The organism is Pseudoxanthomonas sp. LjRoot127 (assembly GCF_964253495.1).
Lineage (GTDB): Bacteria > Pseudomonadota > Gammaproteobacteria > Xanthomonadales > Xanthomonadaceae > Pseudoxanthomonas_A.
Genome location: NZ_CAXUQR020000001.1, coordinates 505,930 through 520,239, shown reverse-complemented (window position 1 = coordinate 520,239; position 14,310 = coordinate 505,930). Strand labels below are relative to the sequence as shown.

Sequence of the window (14,310 nt, the reverse complement as noted above, 5' to 3'; positions counted from 1 at the left end):
TTCAGAACCAGCTGTCGACCAGCCGGGCCAGCGATTCGAACAGGTTCCCCGACAGAAAGCCGAACACGACCACCGCGATGCCGCCTGCGATCCAGCCCACCAGCAGCAGCGCGCCGTCGCGCTCGAGCAGCGCCAGCGCGAACAGCAGCAGCAGGAAGCCGAACACGTAGTTGGTGAAGGGAATCGGCAGTGCCAGCAGGATGCCCAGCAACACCAGCAGCAAGCCGGTGAAGCTCAGCGCGATGCGGTTGTCGAGGAAGCCTGCCATGCGCGGTCGCACCAGCTTCTCCAGGCGGCGCAGCCACGGCGCCATGCGCTGGCGGAAGCGGATCATCGTGCTGCGGTGCGGCCCCCGATGGGCCAGGAAGGCCGGCAGCCAGACCTTGCGCATGCCGAGCAGCAACTGCACGCCCACCAGGACCACCATCGGGCCACCGATGGCGCCGCCGACGCCCGGCACCGGGATGAAGGCCGGCAGTACGCCGATGAAGAGCAGCATGCCGAACGCCGCCGGGCCGAAATCCTTGAGCAGGTCGCCGATCCGCAGCACCTCGTCGGGGTCGCCGGCCGCGAAGCCGTCGAGCAGCGCGGCAGTGCTGGTGTGGTGCGGTGTTTCGTCGACGGCCATGTCAGATGGCCAGGTCTTCGTCGATTTCAGGCAGCTTCTGCAGCAGCAGCTTGTCGATGCGTGCGCCGTCCAGGTCGACCACCTCGAACCGCCAGCCGGCCCAGTCCAGGCGTTCGCCGACATGCGGGATGCGGCCGAAGCGCTCGATCATCAGGCCGGCGACCGTGTTGTATTCGTCGTCGTCCGGCAGCGCCACCCCACCCATCAACTCGCGCAGGTCGTCGTTGGGCAGCGAGCCGTCCACCAGCAGCGATCCATCCTCGCGCACCACGACGAGCGGCGCGTCTTCGGTGTTCTCCGTTGCCTGCAGGCGGCCGACCACGGCACCCATCAGGTCGCTCTGGGTGACCAGGCCCTGAATTTCGCCGTACTCGTCGACCACCAGCGCCAGCGACTGCTGTTCCTCGCGGAAGATTTCCAGCAGCTTCATCGCGTGCGTGGATTCGGACACGAACAGCGGCTCGCGCAGCTTGATGAACAGGTCGGGCTGGGCGATGCCGAAGCGGTCCAGCAGCGATTTCACTTCCAGCACACCGACCACGTCCTGGTCGTTGCCGCGATACACGGGGAAGCGCGAGAACGCGGAATCATGCATCGTCCGCAGGTTGTCTTCGTACGGTGCCGCCGCATCCAGCCACGTGATCTTCTTGCGCGGGGTCATCAGGCTGTCGGCCGTGCGATCGCCCAGGCGCAGCACGCGGTTCATCATGTTGCGTTCGTCGGCGTCGATCACGCCTGCCTCGTGTCCTTCGGACACGAGCATGCGGATTTCCTCTTCGGTGACCGCTTCCTTGTTGTCGTCCGCCAAGCCGAATACGCGGAGCACCAGGCGCGTGCTGAAGGCAAGCAGCGCAACCGCAGGGGCGGTCAGCTTGGCCAGCCATCCCATCGGGACGGCGACGAAACCCGCGATGGTTTCCGGACGGGTGATTGCCAGACGCTTGGGCACCAGCTCGCCGAAGATCAGCGTCAGATAGGTGATCAGCGCGACCGCCACGCCCACGCCGATCTTGGACGCATAGGGCGCGGAGGCCGGAACGGTGGAAACAAGCCATGCCCCGATCGCGCTGCCGATGGCATCGCCACCGAAGGTACCCGTCAGGACGCCGATCAGCGTGATGCCGATCTGTACGGTCGACAGGAAGTTCTCCGGCTTCTCCGACAGGTCGAGTGCGCGCTGCGCGCGATGGCTGGTCTGGGCCATCTGCTTCAGCCGGCTCTTGCGCGAGGTCATGACCGACATCTCGGACATGGCGAAGAAGCCGTTCAACAGCACCAGGGCAAAAACGATCAGCAGCTCAAGCACGGGAGCCTCCGTTCAGAGCGGGGAGGGCCGGCAGGGCGGGCGGGGTCTGTCGCGGGGGACAGTGGGGGGAGGTAGGGTCGTCGTCCATAGGGTGCACCCGGAGGCGCGGCGCGAGTTTAGCAAACGACCGACGCGCGGACGCGTGAAGCTGAACGAGACATTCGGCTAATGGGGAGTCCCTCGGGCGCGCTGGCCACCGGCTCGGGCTGTCCGCAACCGTCACGGAACGGTCATAATTCCGCCCCTGAAGCCGTCCATCCCGTGACGGTGGGACCGCCCGATGTTCTCCCTCCAGACGATCTTCGGCTCCGGCCAGCAGTTCTACACGCTGTTGGACGAGGCCGCCCAAGCCGCCCACGACAGCACCAAGGCCCTGCATACCATGATGAAGGCCACCGACCGCCAGCCGGCGCTCGATGCCTTCAAACTGGCGCGCCTGCGCGAGCGCGCGGCTTCGGACAAGATCGGCAAGGCGCTGGTGGACAGTTTCATCACCCCGATCGAGCGTGAGGACATCGAGGCGCTGGGCTCGGCGCTGTACAAGATCCCGAAGCAGGTGGAGAAGTTCGCCGACCGCTATTCGCTGGCCATCCAGCACCTGGACGGCATCGACTTCGCGCCGCGCGCGGCGATGCTGGAGCAGGCGGCGTCGGTGGTCGTGGAGATGGTCCACGAGATCAAGAAGATGAACATCGATCGCATGACGTCGCTCAACGAGAAGCTGCGCGCGATCGAGAACGAGGCCGACCGGCTCATGCTGGAGCTGTACCGCGACATCTACTCCGGTCGCCTGGACCACCTGCAGATGTTCCTGCTGAAGGAGTTCTTCGAGATCCTGGAAAAGGCCATCGACCGCTGCCGCGAGGCCGGCGTGGTGGCGTACCAGATCGTCCTCAAGAACAGCTGACGGGTCGCGCCCATGCTTACCCTCGTGCTGGTGGTGATCTTCGCCGCGCTCGTCTTCGAGTTCATCAACGGCTTCCACGACACCGCCAACTCCATCGCCACGGTCGTCGCCACCAAGGTGCTGTCGCCGGGCCAGGCGGTGATGCTGGCCGCGGTGATGAACCTGATCGGCGCGCTGACCGGTACGGCCGTCGCGAAGACGATCGCTTCCGGCCTGGTCGATACCAACGTGGTGCAGGTGACCTCGCAGGTGATCCTCTGCGCCCTGCTCGGCGGCATCATCTGGAACCTGATCACGTGGTGGAAGGGCCTGCCGTCGTCGTCGTCGCATGCGCTGATCGGCGGCCTGTGCGGCGCCGCGCTGGCCGCCGCGCACAACGACTGGGGCGCGCTGATCTGGTCGCAGGCGGCCGGTGACTGGACGCAGAACAAGGGCATCCTGTGGAAGGTCGTGCTGCCGATGATCTCGTCGCCGGTGGCGGGCTTCGTGCTCGGCATCGTGGTGATGGTGCTGCTGTGGGGGCTGATCGTGCTGCTGTCGAAGCTCGGCGGCTGGCTGGGCCGGCTGGCGCGTCCGCACTTCGTCAACAAGTTCTTCGGCAAGGCGCAGATCCTGTCGGCTGCCTACATGGGCTACGCGCACGGTCACAACGATGCGCAGAAGACCATGGGCATCATCGCGCTGACGCTGTTCGGTGCCGAGGCAAGCGGCGCGCTCGACAACCTGCCGGGCTGGCTGGCGTTCCTGCATCCGGGCAGTGCGGGCGAGCAGGACATCGCCATGTGGATCGTCATCACCTGCGCCATCGTGATGGCGCTGGGCACCGCGTCGGGCGGCTGGAAGATCATCAAGACGCTCGGTCACAAGATGGTGAAGCTGCATCCGATCAACGGCTTCGCCGCGGAGACCAGCTCGGCCACCATCCTGACCGTTGCCGCGCATTTCGGCATGCCGGTCTCGACCACGCACAGCATCTCCACCGCGATCATGGGCGTGGGCTTCGCGAAAAACCCGCGCGCGCTGAAGTTCGGCGTGATCGAGCGCATCCTGTGGGCGTGGGTGCTGACGATTCCCGCCGCGGGCGGTATCGCCTACGGCCTGCTGCGGTTGCTGGAATCGATCGGCTGGGCGTGACGTGGCCCCGCATCCGTTGGAACAGAAAACGCCGGGCTTGCGCGGCGTTTTTCTTTCCGGTGCCGCGATGGCGGGCCGGGGCTACAGCAGATCGCCCTCCGCGGAGAGGGCGCGCTCCATGCTGTCGCCCAAGCCGCCGATCTCCAGCACCAGGCGGTCCACCTCGGCCGGGCTGAGGCTTTCGTACGGACGGTTCTCGCACAGCTGCAGGTAGGGCACGCCATCGAGTTCGCCGATGGCGAGGTAGCCGACGCTGCTCTGCCAGTTGAACTTCAATGCGCGCCTGGCGTCGATGCCGGTCATCGGGGCGATCACCGTGCTCACGCGCAGATAGCCGCGTTCGTCATCGTTGCCCAGTTCGGACAGGTAGATCGTCTGGTGGCGCTTGCCATTGTCCAGCGACAACTCCACGCAGGCGACATACGGGTCGTGCATGGTCACCTTGTAGCCGGAGGAACTCAGGTGGCCGCGGACCTGTTCGAAGTTCTGCATGGGATGCTCCCCTGTTGCCGATACCGCTATGCTAATCCCGCATGGGCGCCAAGTCTCCCGAAGATCGCATTCTTGCCGCAATCCGTGCGATACCGCACGGTCAGGTCGCCGGCTACGGCGAAGTGGCGCAGCGGGCAGGCTTGCCGGGCCGTGCGCGATTGACCGCGCGCATCCTCAGCCAGAACGCCGACCCTTCGCTGCCGTGGCATCGCGTGCTGCGCTCGGACGGGCGCATCGCCTTCCCCGAGGGCTCGAAAGCGTTCCGCGAACAGAGCCAGCGCCTGCGCGCCGAGGGCGTGAAGGTGGAGAACGGACGCGTGAAGCGCCCGCCGAAGGCGGACGATCTGGATGCGGCACTGTGGGGTCCCGGTGCGCGGTGATGCGCTGCCCGTATGATGTAACGCGACCGTTTCGAGGTTTGCCATGTTTCCCCGACTGACGCCTGCCGTACAGGCCCTGCTTATCGCCAACGCGGCGGTGTTCCTGCTGCAGTTCTTCCTTGCGGACCAGGCTCTTGAGTATTTCAAGCTCTGGCCAGTGAGCGCGCTCGCGTCGTCGGCAGGCTACGGATTCCAGCCATGGCAGCTGCTGAGCAGTGGTTTCATGCACGACGGCGTCATGCATATCGCCTTCAACATGCTTGCGATCTGGATGTTCGGTTCGGCACTGGAGGAGCGTTGGGGATACCGCGACTTCATGACCTTCTTCCTCATTTGCGTGGTTGGCAGCAACCTGTGCCAGTTGCTGGTGAGCAGCGGGATGGCCGCTTGGGACGGTTCCATCATCCGCACGGTGGGAGCTTCTGGTGGCGTATATGGCGTGCTTTTGGGGTTCGCGATGGTGTTCCCGAACCGCCGCATGGTGTTGTTTCCTTTCCCTGCCGAAATTCCTGCCCGCACGCTGGTGATGATCTATGGCGCGCTGGCGCTGTTCTACGGGATAACCGGGACACAGGCCGGAGTGGCACATTTTGCCCACCTCGGCGGCATGTTGTTCGGATGGCTGGTGATCCGCTACTGGCGGCGACAGCCGCCGTTCGGCGGCCCGAGGAAGAAGAAGGGGCCGCAGCTACGGGTGGTCAAGTAGCCTTCAGAAGTCCGGGCGCAGGCGGACGGTTTCCAGCTCACGCCTGACCGATTTCCAGAACAGGGTCGGTGCGAACCACGTGTAGACGCAGAAGCCCATCCACGCGAGGGTGACGGCGGTACCCCATTGCGGCAGCCCTGTGTCGTCGAGCACGAGCAGCAGCACGCGATAGAGCAGGAAGATACCTACCAGCATCAGCAGTGCGCGACGGTTCGAACCGGCGGCCACGTATGTCTGGAAGCGCCACCAGGCCCCGAGCACAACGCTGGTCCGGGCCTTGATGCCGCACAGCAAGGCCAGTGCGGCCTCGTCGGTGGCGTCGTTCTGCAACGCCCAGGCGGCATGCTCGCGTGCCGCATCGACGTTACCGTTGGCGAGTTCGCACTGGCCCAGCAGCACGATGGCGGAGATGTCCTCCGGATCCAGCTGCAGAGCAGTGTGGGCATACGCGATGGCCTGCTGCCGGTTGCCGCGTTGCCAGACAAGCCAGGCACGATGCGCCCAATGACCGGATGCATCCGGTGCAAGCTCACAGGCCCGCTCGGCGTGCTCCGCAGCCCGACTCGGCTCGCCCCACAGGTCGTACAGTCGCGACAGTGCGACGTGCGCGTATGAGAACTCTGGTTCCAACGCCAATGCGGTCTTGAGGTGTTCTTCGGCCGCACGGAAATCGCGTGATGCCGTCAGTACGACGCCCTGCGCCAAGTGCGCGAATCCCGCTTCGGGGTCCAGGGTTGCAGCCAGGCCGGCCTCCGACCGTGCGGCATGCAAGCGCTTGCGACGGACGAGGCAGAGGGCGAGCAGTGCATGCGCATCTGCATCGTCCGGGTGCTCGCCCAAGAACCGCGTCAGCAGATCGATGCTAGCGTCGATCTGGCCGTTGTCGTACAGGCGCTGGGCGCGCTCCATCAGGTGATGCTGGCTCATCGCAGCATTCCGCCAAGCAGCGGGTGCAGCTCGGTGCTGGCGAGCAACGGCCTTGCCAGCAGGCCCAGCAGAACCAGTGTCGGCAGGCCGTTCGCGGACTCACCCCCGTGGTAGGTCCACAGTTCGTGCGGCCGCAGTTGGAGCATGTAGATCATGTAGGCCAGCGTGATCTTGAGGGCGAGCAGCGACAAAGCGGCATAGCGGAGTTGCCGGGGGTCCAGCCATGCCTGCGAAGCCGCGACGCCCAGGAACAACAACAGCAGGGCGCTGCCGAGTAACGCGGCTGCGACGTATAGCCACTCGCGTGTGCGGGTGGGGCTGCCGAGGGCCGCGCTGTTGAAGGCGAACCACGCAAGTCCGACGCCGCGGCCGGCCAGCATCAACGCGAGCAGGGGCCACATCGGGTCGACGGCGAACCGTGAGAGCCCCGACGGCAGCGGTTCGTCGGGAAGTCGATAGCGTGCCTGCATCATCCATGATCCTTGAGGAAGTCGAGCACCGCGTCGTACTGCCCGCCCTGGTTGGCGTAGCGGGCGTGGTTGCGGGCCGTGGTCAGCCATTCCAGCGTGGTCGGACGGACCTGCTGGAGGGCGGCGCCGATGTGTGCCATCGATATCGGCACTTCCAGCCCGCGTTCGATCGACTGCTCGATTGCCTCGTCCGCTGCGCTGTCGACGATGTTGCGCAGATCCGCGCCTGAGAACGCAGACGTTCGCTTCGCGACCTCCTTCGCGTCGATGTCTTCCGATCCGGGACGCTCCGCCAGCAAGCGTTCCAGGATCGTGCGTCGCGCAGCCAGGTCCGGCGGCGGCACGAACAACACGCGGTCGAAGCGGCCGGAGCGACGGAAGGCCGGATCTACCGCCCAAGGTACATTCGTTGCGCCGAGAATCAGTACGCCTTCGTTCTTCTGCGCGAAGCCATCGAGTTCAGTCAGGAACTGGCTGACAAGTTTGGCCGACGTCGCCTCGCGGGCATGCTGGCGCTTGCCGCCAAGCGCTTCGATCTCATCGAAGAACAGAACGGCGGGCGCCGTGCGGCGTGCCTGCTCGAAGATCGCATGAAGCTTGCGCTCGGATTCGCCGATGTACATGTCGAGCACATCGGTGACGTCGACGTTGTAGAAGCGTGCGCCGCATTCGCCAGCGGTCGCGCGCGCCAGCAGCGTTTTGCCACAGCCGGGAGGACCGTACATCAGGATGCCGCCGCCCGCCTGGCGCTTGAAACGCTGGAACAGCGAAGGCTTGAGGAATGGGGTGATGATGCGCCGGCGGATTTCCTGCTTGACCGCCTCCAGTCCGCCGACGTCGTCGAACACCACCCGTGCCGCCGCAGGCTGCAGCAGCCGGGATGCATCCAGCGCATCGGTATCGTCGTTGGCCAGGCTGGGCACGGGCTCGCGGCCGCGAGCCGCGCCGAATGGCACGATCTTTCCGGTCAGGCGCGCGCTCAGTACCGGATCATCGAGCGTGGGGTTGAGGGCGAGCGCACGGCGATATGCGTCGCTCGCCTCGGATAGGTGGCCACCATCGGCCAGCCGTCGCGCCTCTTCCAACAGGTCCTCGGCAGGATCCGGCGCTTCCAGGCGTTGACGGAGATCAATACGGTCGCAGGCCGCGAGCAATGAGCGCGCCGCACGTCGTTGCGCCGCGTCCATGTCGAGGTCGCCGCAGAGGTCCAGCAAGCGCACGAGTGCCGTGCTCTCTTGTCGCTCAAGGCATGCCTGCAGCACCACGGCACGCAGGGCGAGGTTCTCCGGGCTGGCGTGCAGCGCCGCGAACAGGCCATCAAGGGGAATCGTCGTCATCCGGTTACGGCGATAGGGGCAGTCCGCAGCATAGCCCAGCGGAGGGGGTCATTTCAGGGGAGGGGTGAGCAATCCACCATGGCGTCGGCGGGAGCGACGTAAACAGAAACGGCGCGGAGATTCCGCGCCGTTCCGTTATCCGGCTGACGCAGGCTCAGCGCCAAATCTTGACCTGATCCGCCTCCTTGGCCTGCATCGGCTGGCCGGCCTTGCAGGTGAACGCCTGTGCGAAGGACGGTTGCTGGGTCAGCGGGCCGTTGGCGCGCCACTGGCCCGGGGCGTGCACGTCCACGGCGGCACGCTGTGCGGCTTGGGCTTCCGACAGATTCTGTGCCCACAGCGTGGCCCACGCCTTGTAGAAGGACTGCTTGGCGGCGGCGTTGGCCTGCGGCTCGGCGGTGGCGAAGGCATCCCATGCGAGTTCGACGCCGGCAAGGTCGGCCAGGTTCTCGTCGCGCGTCAGCGCACCGTTGACCTTGACGTTCTTGAGATCGGGGAAGGCATAGGCGTTGTACTGCGCGACCACCTTGTCGCCCAGTGCGTTCCACGCCGCGACATCGGCGGGCGTCCACCAGTCGCGCAGCTGGCCCTTGGCGTCGACCATGCGGCCCTTCACGTCGAAGCCGCGGCTCAGCTCGTGGCCGACCAGCGCGCCGAACGCGCCGTACTGCACGGCGGCCGGCTGCTTCGCGTCGAAGATCTCTTCCTGCAGCACGGCCGCGGTGACGATCAGGCGGTTCTGCGCCAGGTCGTAGGCCAGCGCCGGCTGCTGAGGCAGCACGTCCCAGCGGCGGTCGGCGTTGCCCTTGCCGATGCGCTTCATCTCCTCGCGATGGCGCCAGGTCGAGGCGATCAGGATGTTGCCGCCGAAGCTGCCGCGACCCATCGGCTGCACGCTGTAGTCGAGATCGCGCCTCGGCGTGCCGACTTCGATCTTCAGCTTGTCGAGCTTGGCCTTGGCTTCGGCCTTGGCGGCGTCGCTCAACCACGTGCTGCGCTCGATGCCACGGCCCAGCGCATCGCGCACCTGGCCCGCGATCTGTTCCGCGCGGCGCTTGTGGTCGGCGGGCACGTAACGTTCGGCGTATTCCTTGCCCAGCATCGGGCCTGCGGCCAGGTTGATCGCATCCAACACCTGGCGCCAGCGCGGCGCCGGCGCGGTTTCGCCCCGCAGCACGCGGCCACGGAAGTCGAACTCGGCGTCGCGGAACGGCTTGGCAAGGTACGGCGCCATCGCATCGCCGACGCGCCAGCGCAGGTAGGCCTTCCACTGCTCGGGCTTGAGGCCGCCGACCAGGCTGTCGAGGCGCTTGAACAGCGCCGGATCGGCCATCGACACGGTGTCGTCGCTGACGCCCTGCGCTTTCAGGAACGCATCCAGCTGCAGGTTGCGGTACTGCTTGCCGAGTTCCTTGGTCGGCACCGGCGCATAGTTGGCGAACGGGCTGCGCAGGTCGACCAGCGGCTTGGAGACCTGCGCCAGTTTGGTTTCCACGTCGAGCACCAGCGCCGAATCGGCATCCAGGCGGGCGGAGGGCGTGCCGGTGAGCGCGAGCACCTGCTTCACGTAGGTGCGGTAGCGGCCGAGCAGTTCGCGCGTGTCCGCGTCGGTACGGGTGTAGTAGGCCGGATCGGGCAGGCCCAGGCCGCCCTGCATGAAGTAGCCGATGTGGCGGTCCAGCGCCTGCAGGTCCACGTCGGGACTGAAGTTGAAGGCAACCGGCACGCCGACCTGGTGCAGCGCGGCGATGGCCGGCGCGACGTCCTTCGGCTTCTTGATGGCATTGATGCGGTCCAGCAGCGGCGCGATCGGCTTGGAGCCGTCGGCCTCCACCGCCGCTTCGTCCAGGCCGCTGGCCCAGAAGTCGCCCAGCAGCTTCTGCACGTTGCCTTGTGGTGCCCTCATGGCGGCATCGAGCAGGGCGCGCTGCTGATCCAGCGTGCGTTCGCGGAAGGCGCCCAGCACGCTCACTGCACCGGCCTCGGCGGACGCCGGATTCTTCTTCAGCCAGTCCGCATTGGTGGCGCTGTAGAAGTCCGTGCACTGTGCGCTCACCGCAGGAGCGGCATTGCGCTTCTTGCGCTGCGCATCGGCATCCGGGACACCCAGGGCGATGACAAGGGCGAAGGCGATCAGGGTGGGGCGGCCGAAGACGTGGCGCGGGCTGGGCATCAGGACTGTCCGGAGTTCAGGGGTCGGGCGATTCTAGCAAGGCAGCCGTCCATGCCCCGTGCGGGATCGACGGGAATCCCGCCGCAGGTGGCGACTTTTGCGGGCCCGTGTCACAGCTCGGCGATCCGAGGGGTACGGGCCAGCCCCCGCAAAAGGAAAGGCCCGGACATGCCGGGCCTTCCTCACGCGCGAAGTTGCGTGTCGTTACCAGATGACGACCTGCTGGTCGCCGCCGCGCACCATCGCATCGCCTGCCTTGCACGAGAACGCCGCAGCGAACGTGGGCAGGTTCGACGGCGCACCGATGGCGCGGAACTGCGCCGGGGCGTGTTCGTCGGTGGCGATGCGGTTCTTCAGCTCTTCCGGCGTGAAGTTGCGGCGCCACACCGTGGCCCAGTTGAGGAAGAAGCGCTGGTCGCGGGTCAGTCCGTCGGTCATCGCGTCCGGCGTACCCTCGGTGGCCTTCTTCATCGCGTCGTAGGCCGTGGCCAGGCCACCCAGGTCGGCGATGTTCTCGCCCAGCGTGTGGTTGCCGTTGATCTTCTGGCCGTCGTCCGTGCGGTAGCCATCGAACTGCGCCACCAGCTTGCCGGTGAGCGCCTTGAAGCCCTTGGAATCGGCATCGCTCCACCAGTTCTCGAACTTGCCGGTCGGTCCGAAGCGGCTGCCCTGGTCGTCGTAGCCATGGGTCATTTCGTGGCCGATCACCGCGCCGATGCCGCCGTAGTTCATTTCATCCGTGGCGCTCGGGTCGAAGAACGGCGGCTGCAGGATGGCGGCCGGGAACACGATCTCGTTCTGGAACGGGTTGTAGTACGCGTTGACCATCTGCGGCGGCATGCCCCATTCGGTCTTGTCCACGGGCTTGCCGATCTTGCCCAGGTCGAACTTGTAGTTGAACTCCTGCGCGGCCAGCACGTTGCCGATGTAGCTGTCGCGGCTGGTCGCCAGACCGGCCCAGTCGCGCCACTTGTCGGGGTAGCCGATCTTCGTCGTGAACGCCGCCTGCTTCTCCATCGCCTTGGCCTTGGTCTCATCGCTCATCCACGCCAGGTTCTGGATGCGTGCCTTGAGCGCGGCGCCCAGGTTCGCCACCAGCGTTTCCATCTTGGCCTTGGCTTCCGGCGAGAAGGCCACCTTCACGTACATCTGGCCGAGCGCTTCGCCGCTCTGGCCCTCGATGGTGTCGAGCACGCGCTTCCAGCGCGGCTTGATTTCCTTCTGCCCGCGCAGCGTCTTGCTGTAGAAGTTGAACTGCTCGTTCGCGAAGGCATCGCTCAGGTAGGGCGAGGCGCCGTCGACGGTGTGGAAGCGCAGGTACGCGCGCCACGTCGCCGGATCGGTGTCGCCCAGCATCTTGCTGACCTCCTGATGGAAGGAGGGGATGGCGAGCGAGAACTGCTGCAGGCCGCTTACGCCCTGCGAGGCGAGGAACTTCGTCCACGAGAAGTTCGGCGTCAGCTTGTCGGCGTCGGCGACGGACACCATGTTGTTGTACAGGCTCACGTCGCGCGACAGGTCTTCACGCGACTTCGAGGCCTTCGCGAGGCGCGTTTCGAACGCCATGATGTCGTTGGCCTGCGTCTGCGCATCAGCCGCGGCCACGCCCGAGAGCTCGAGCACCTTCGCGATGTGCGCGACGTACGCCGTGCGGATGTCCTTCTTGTCGGCGTCGAAGTAGTAGTTCTTGTCAGGCAGGCCCAGGCCGCCCTGCATGGCGACCGCGGTGTTCATGTCCGGGTTGCTGAACTCCGGCAGCGAGCCGAAGCCGAACAGGAAGTTCTGTCCCTTGGCGGCGGTCTGGTTGAGGTAGGCGACGATGGCGTCCTTGTCCTGCAGGCCGTCGATCGAGGCCAGCATCGGCGCGATCGGCTGGACGCCCTGCGCGTTGGCCTTGGCTTCGTCCATGCCGGTCGCCCACAGGTCGCCGACGATCTTTTCAACGCCCGTCGCGCCGGCGTGCGCGGCGGCTTGTTCGGCGAGTTGTTTCTGGATGGCGGTGGAGCGCTCATCCAGCATTTCGAACGCGCCCCAGCTGGTGCGGTCGCTGGGGATCGCATTGGCGGCCAGCCACTTGCCGTTGGCATAACCCGCGAAGTCGGTGCACGCGTTCTTGGTGGTATCGAGGTCGGCCAGCTGGAAGCGGTTCACGCCCGGCAGGCTGCTTTCGTCCAGTTTCAGTTCCAGCGCGGCGGGCGCCTTGGCGGCCGTATCCGGGGCGGGGGCGGCGTCTTCCTTCTTCGCGCAGGCGGCCAGGGCGGCGGCCACGGCCAGCGACAGGATCAGTATCTGGGGTTTGCGGGCAATCACGATCTACTCCGGCCCCGGACAGGGGCAATGGAAAAAAAGGAACCCCCGGAGGGGGCGTGGCGGCGACTCTACGCCTGTCACCGGGGGGGCAGGTGTGTCGAAGGTCATGCCCCAGGGGGCCGTAGCGGCCATACTGGGCGCCACGGCGAGGAGGGCATTCCATGCAGGTCCATTTCCATGGCGCGGCGGGCGAAGTCACCGGTTCCATGCACCTGGTCGAAGCGGCCGGCCAGCGCATCCTGCTGGATTGCGGGCTGATCCAGGGCAGCCGCGACGCCGAGGCGCGCAACGCGGAGCCGTTTCCGTTCGACCCCGCCACGCTGGATGCGGTGGTGCTGAGCCATGCCCATATCGACCACATCGGGCGACTGCCGCTGCTGGTCAAGCGTGGTTTCCGTGGCCCCATCCATACGCAGGGCGCCAGTGCCGAACTGCTGCCCATCATGCTGCTGGACACCGCGTCGCTGTCCGAATCCGAGACCGAACGCGCCAACCGCGGCCGTCGTCCGGGTGCGCCGGCGATGGAGCCCCTGTTCTCCGAGGAGGACGTGCACGCCACCATGAAACTCGTGCGTCCGGTTCCCTACGACGAGCGTACGACCATCGCGCCCGGTGTGGACATCGTCCTGCGCGACGCCGGCCACATCCTGGGCTCGGCGATCGTCGAACTGTGGGCCGATGGCCGCAAGCTCGTGTTCTCCGGCGATCTGGGCCCCAAGGGCACGCCCATCCTGCGCGATCCCAGCGTGGTGAAGCAGGCCGACCTGCTGTTGATGGAGTCGACCTACGGGGACCGCAATCATCGTGATCGCCCGGAAACGATCCGCGAGCTGGGCGAGATCTTCGAGCATGCCTGGCGCGACCGCGGCAACGTGCTCATCCCGGCGTTCGCGGTCGGCCGCACGCAGGAGCTGCTGTACTGGTTCGCCCGCCACTGGGAGGCGTGGAAGCTGGCGCGCTGGCGGATATTCCTGGACAGCCCCATGGCGGCAAAGGTGGTCGGCGTGTATGCGCGCCACCACGGCCTGTTCGACGAGGATGCGCGGCGCGTGTGGGCGCAGTCGCCCAATCCGTTCCGCCTGCCCAACCTGCACATGGTCGAGACCACCCAGCAGTCGATGGCGATCAACCAGGTGGAGAACGGCGCCATCATCATCGCGGGCTCCGGCATGGCCAACGGTGGCCGCATCCAGCACCACCTGCGCTACAACGTCGGGCGGCGCAACGCGCATATCGTGTTCGTCGGCTACCAGGCCGAAGGCACGCTGGGCCGGCGCCTGGTCGATGGAGCGCCGTGGGTGCGCATCCATGGCCGCGACTACCGCGTGAACGCGCAGCGGCACACCGTCGGCGGCCTGTCCGCGCACACGGACCAGCAGGGCCTGCTGGCGTGGTACGGCAACTTCCAGCCCGCGCCGCCGCTGGTGCTGGTGCACGGCGAAGATCGCGCACGCGAAGCCCTGGCAGGCGAGATCGGCGAGCGCCACGGGGTGCCGGTGGAACTGGCGCGGCCGGGGATGGTGGTCGACGTCTGACGACG

Annotated in this window: 13 protein-coding genes; 5 read left to right on the top strand and 8 right to left on the bottom strand. The window is 66.5% G+C overall.

The window, feature by feature from the left end:
- Position 1 precedes the first annotated feature (1 nt).
- Both ACSQ19_RS02475 and ACSQ19_RS02470 read right to left on the bottom strand, forming a co-directional pair.
- Entirely contained in the window at positions 2–628 is a 627-nt protein-coding gene (locus ACSQ19_RS02475; RefSeq protein WP_435999786.1) for an exopolysaccharide biosynthesis protein, read from the bottom strand.
- A gap of 1 nt (position 629) precedes the next feature.
- Positions 630–1,934 carry a hemolysin family protein gene (locus ACSQ19_RS02470; protein ID WP_435999784.1) on the bottom strand — a complete coding sequence of 435 codons (1,305 nt, stop codon included), beginning with the start codon at positions 1,932–1,934 and terminating at the stop codon, positions 630–632.
- Positions 1,935–2,214: 280 nt separating this feature from the next.
- Here ACSQ19_RS02470 and ACSQ19_RS02465 point away from each other — a divergent pair, with 280 nt between their 5' ends.
- Complete coding sequence (locus ACSQ19_RS02465; RefSeq protein WP_056878267.1) at positions 2,215–2,841, top strand: DUF47 domain-containing protein; 627 nt, start codon at positions 2,215–2,217, stop codon at positions 2,839–2,841.
- Between the two features lie 12 nt (positions 2,842–2,853).
- Positions 2,854–3,975: an anion permease gene (locus tag ACSQ19_RS02460; protein WP_435999777.1), complete on the top strand. Its 1,122-nt coding sequence runs from the start codon at positions 2,854–2,856 to the stop codon at positions 3,973–3,975.
- Between the two features lie 81 nt (positions 3,976–4,056).
- Here ACSQ19_RS02460 and ACSQ19_RS02455 read toward each other — a convergent pair whose 3' ends face one another.
- Positions 4,057–4,467, bottom strand: coding sequence for a hypothetical protein (locus ACSQ19_RS02455; protein ID WP_296282565.1), 411 nt, complete (start codon positions 4,465–4,467; stop codon positions 4,057–4,059).
- 41 nt (positions 4,468–4,508) lie between these two features.
- Here ACSQ19_RS02455 and ACSQ19_RS02450 point away from each other — a divergent pair, with 41 nt between their 5' ends.
- On the top strand, positions 4,509–4,847 hold the full coding sequence (locus ACSQ19_RS02450) for an MGMT family protein (RefSeq protein WP_435999775.1): 339 nt from the start codon (positions 4,509–4,511) through the stop codon (positions 4,845–4,847).
- Positions 4,848–4,890: 43 nt separating this feature from the next.
- On the top strand, positions 4,891–5,553 hold the full coding sequence (locus ACSQ19_RS02445; protein WP_435999773.1) for a rhomboid family intramembrane serine protease: 663 nt from the start codon (positions 4,891–4,893) through the stop codon (positions 5,551–5,553).
- 3 nt (positions 5,554–5,556) lie between these two features.
- Here ACSQ19_RS02445 and ACSQ19_RS02440 read toward each other — a convergent pair whose 3' ends face one another.
- The 5 genes from ACSQ19_RS02440 to ACSQ19_RS02420 form a co-directional block, all read right to left on the bottom strand.
- Positions 5,557–6,480, bottom strand: coding sequence for a tetratricopeptide repeat protein (locus ACSQ19_RS02440; protein WP_435999771.1), 924 nt, complete (start codon positions 6,478–6,480; stop codon positions 5,557–5,559).
- On the bottom strand, positions 6,477–6,953 hold the full coding sequence (locus ACSQ19_RS02435; protein ID WP_435999769.1) for a hypothetical protein: 477 nt from the start codon (positions 6,951–6,953) through the stop codon (positions 6,477–6,479). The genes ACSQ19_RS02440 and ACSQ19_RS02435 overlap by 4 nt, the downstream gene beginning before the upstream one ends.
- Positions 6,950–8,287 carry an AAA family ATPase gene (locus tag ACSQ19_RS02430; protein WP_435999767.1) on the bottom strand — a complete coding sequence of 446 codons (1,338 nt, stop codon included), beginning with the start codon at positions 8,285–8,287 and terminating at the stop codon, positions 6,950–6,952. The genes ACSQ19_RS02435 and ACSQ19_RS02430 overlap by 4 nt, the downstream gene beginning before the upstream one ends.
- A gap of 154 nt (positions 8,288–8,441) precedes the next feature.
- Positions 8,442–10,460, bottom strand: coding sequence for a M13 family metallopeptidase (locus ACSQ19_RS02425; RefSeq protein ID WP_435999765.1), 2,019 nt, complete (start codon positions 10,458–10,460; stop codon positions 8,442–8,444).
- 204 nt (positions 10,461–10,664) lie between these two features.
- On the bottom strand, positions 10,665–12,767 hold the full coding sequence (locus tag ACSQ19_RS02420; protein WP_436001062.1) for a M13 family metallopeptidase: 2,103 nt from the start codon (positions 12,765–12,767) through the stop codon (positions 10,665–10,667).
- 164 nt (positions 12,768–12,931) lie between these two features.
- Between ACSQ19_RS02420 and ACSQ19_RS02415 the strand changes: the two genes are divergently transcribed.
- Positions 12,932–14,305 carry an MBL fold metallo-hydrolase RNA specificity domain-containing protein gene (locus ACSQ19_RS02415; RefSeq protein ID WP_435999763.1) on the top strand — a complete coding sequence of 458 codons (1,374 nt, stop codon included), beginning with the start codon at positions 12,932–12,934 and terminating at the stop codon, positions 14,303–14,305.
- Positions 14,306–14,310: the final 5 nt, after the last annotated feature.

Excerpts from the sequence above, each read along its gene's own strand:
- ACSQ19_RS02475 (WP_435999786.1), bottom strand. The coding sequence starts at position 628 with ATGGCCGTCGACGAAACACCGCACCACACCAGCACTGCCGCGCTGCTC.
- ACSQ19_RS02440 (WP_435999771.1), bottom strand. The coding sequence starts at position 6,480 with ATGAGCCAGCATCACCTGATGGAGCGCGCCCAGCGCCTGTACGACAAC.
- ACSQ19_RS02450 (WP_435999775.1), top strand. The coding sequence starts at position 4,509 with ATGGGCGCCAAGTCTCCCGAAGATCGCATTCTTGCCGCAATCCGTGCG.
- ACSQ19_RS02460 (WP_435999777.1), top strand. The coding sequence starts at position 2,854 with ATGCTTACCCTCGTGCTGGTGGTGATCTTCGCCGCGCTCGTCTTCGAG.
- ACSQ19_RS02455 (WP_296282565.1), bottom strand. The coding sequence starts at position 4,467 with ATGCAGAACTTCGAACAGGTCCGCGGCCACCTGAGTTCCTCCGGCTAC.
- ACSQ19_RS02415 (WP_435999763.1), top strand. The coding sequence starts at position 12,932 with ATGCAGGTCCATTTCCATGGCGCGGCGGGCGAAGTCACCGGTTCCATG.
- ACSQ19_RS02445 (WP_435999773.1), top strand. The coding sequence starts at position 4,891 with ATGTTTCCCCGACTGACGCCTGCCGTACAGGCCCTGCTTATCGCCAAC.
- ACSQ19_RS02425 (WP_435999765.1), bottom strand. The coding sequence starts at position 10,460 with ATGCCCAGCCCGCGCCACGTCTTCGGCCGCCCCACCCTGATCGCCTTC.
- ACSQ19_RS02465 (WP_056878267.1), top strand. The coding sequence starts at position 2,215 with ATGTTCTCCCTCCAGACGATCTTCGGCTCCGGCCAGCAGTTCTACACG.
- ACSQ19_RS02435 (WP_435999769.1), bottom strand. The coding sequence starts at position 6,953 with ATGATGCAGGCACGCTATCGACTTCCCGACGAACCGCTGCCGTCGGGG.
- ACSQ19_RS02430 (WP_435999767.1), bottom strand. The coding sequence starts at position 8,287 with ATGACGACGATTCCCCTTGATGGCCTGTTCGCGGCGCTGCACGCCAGC.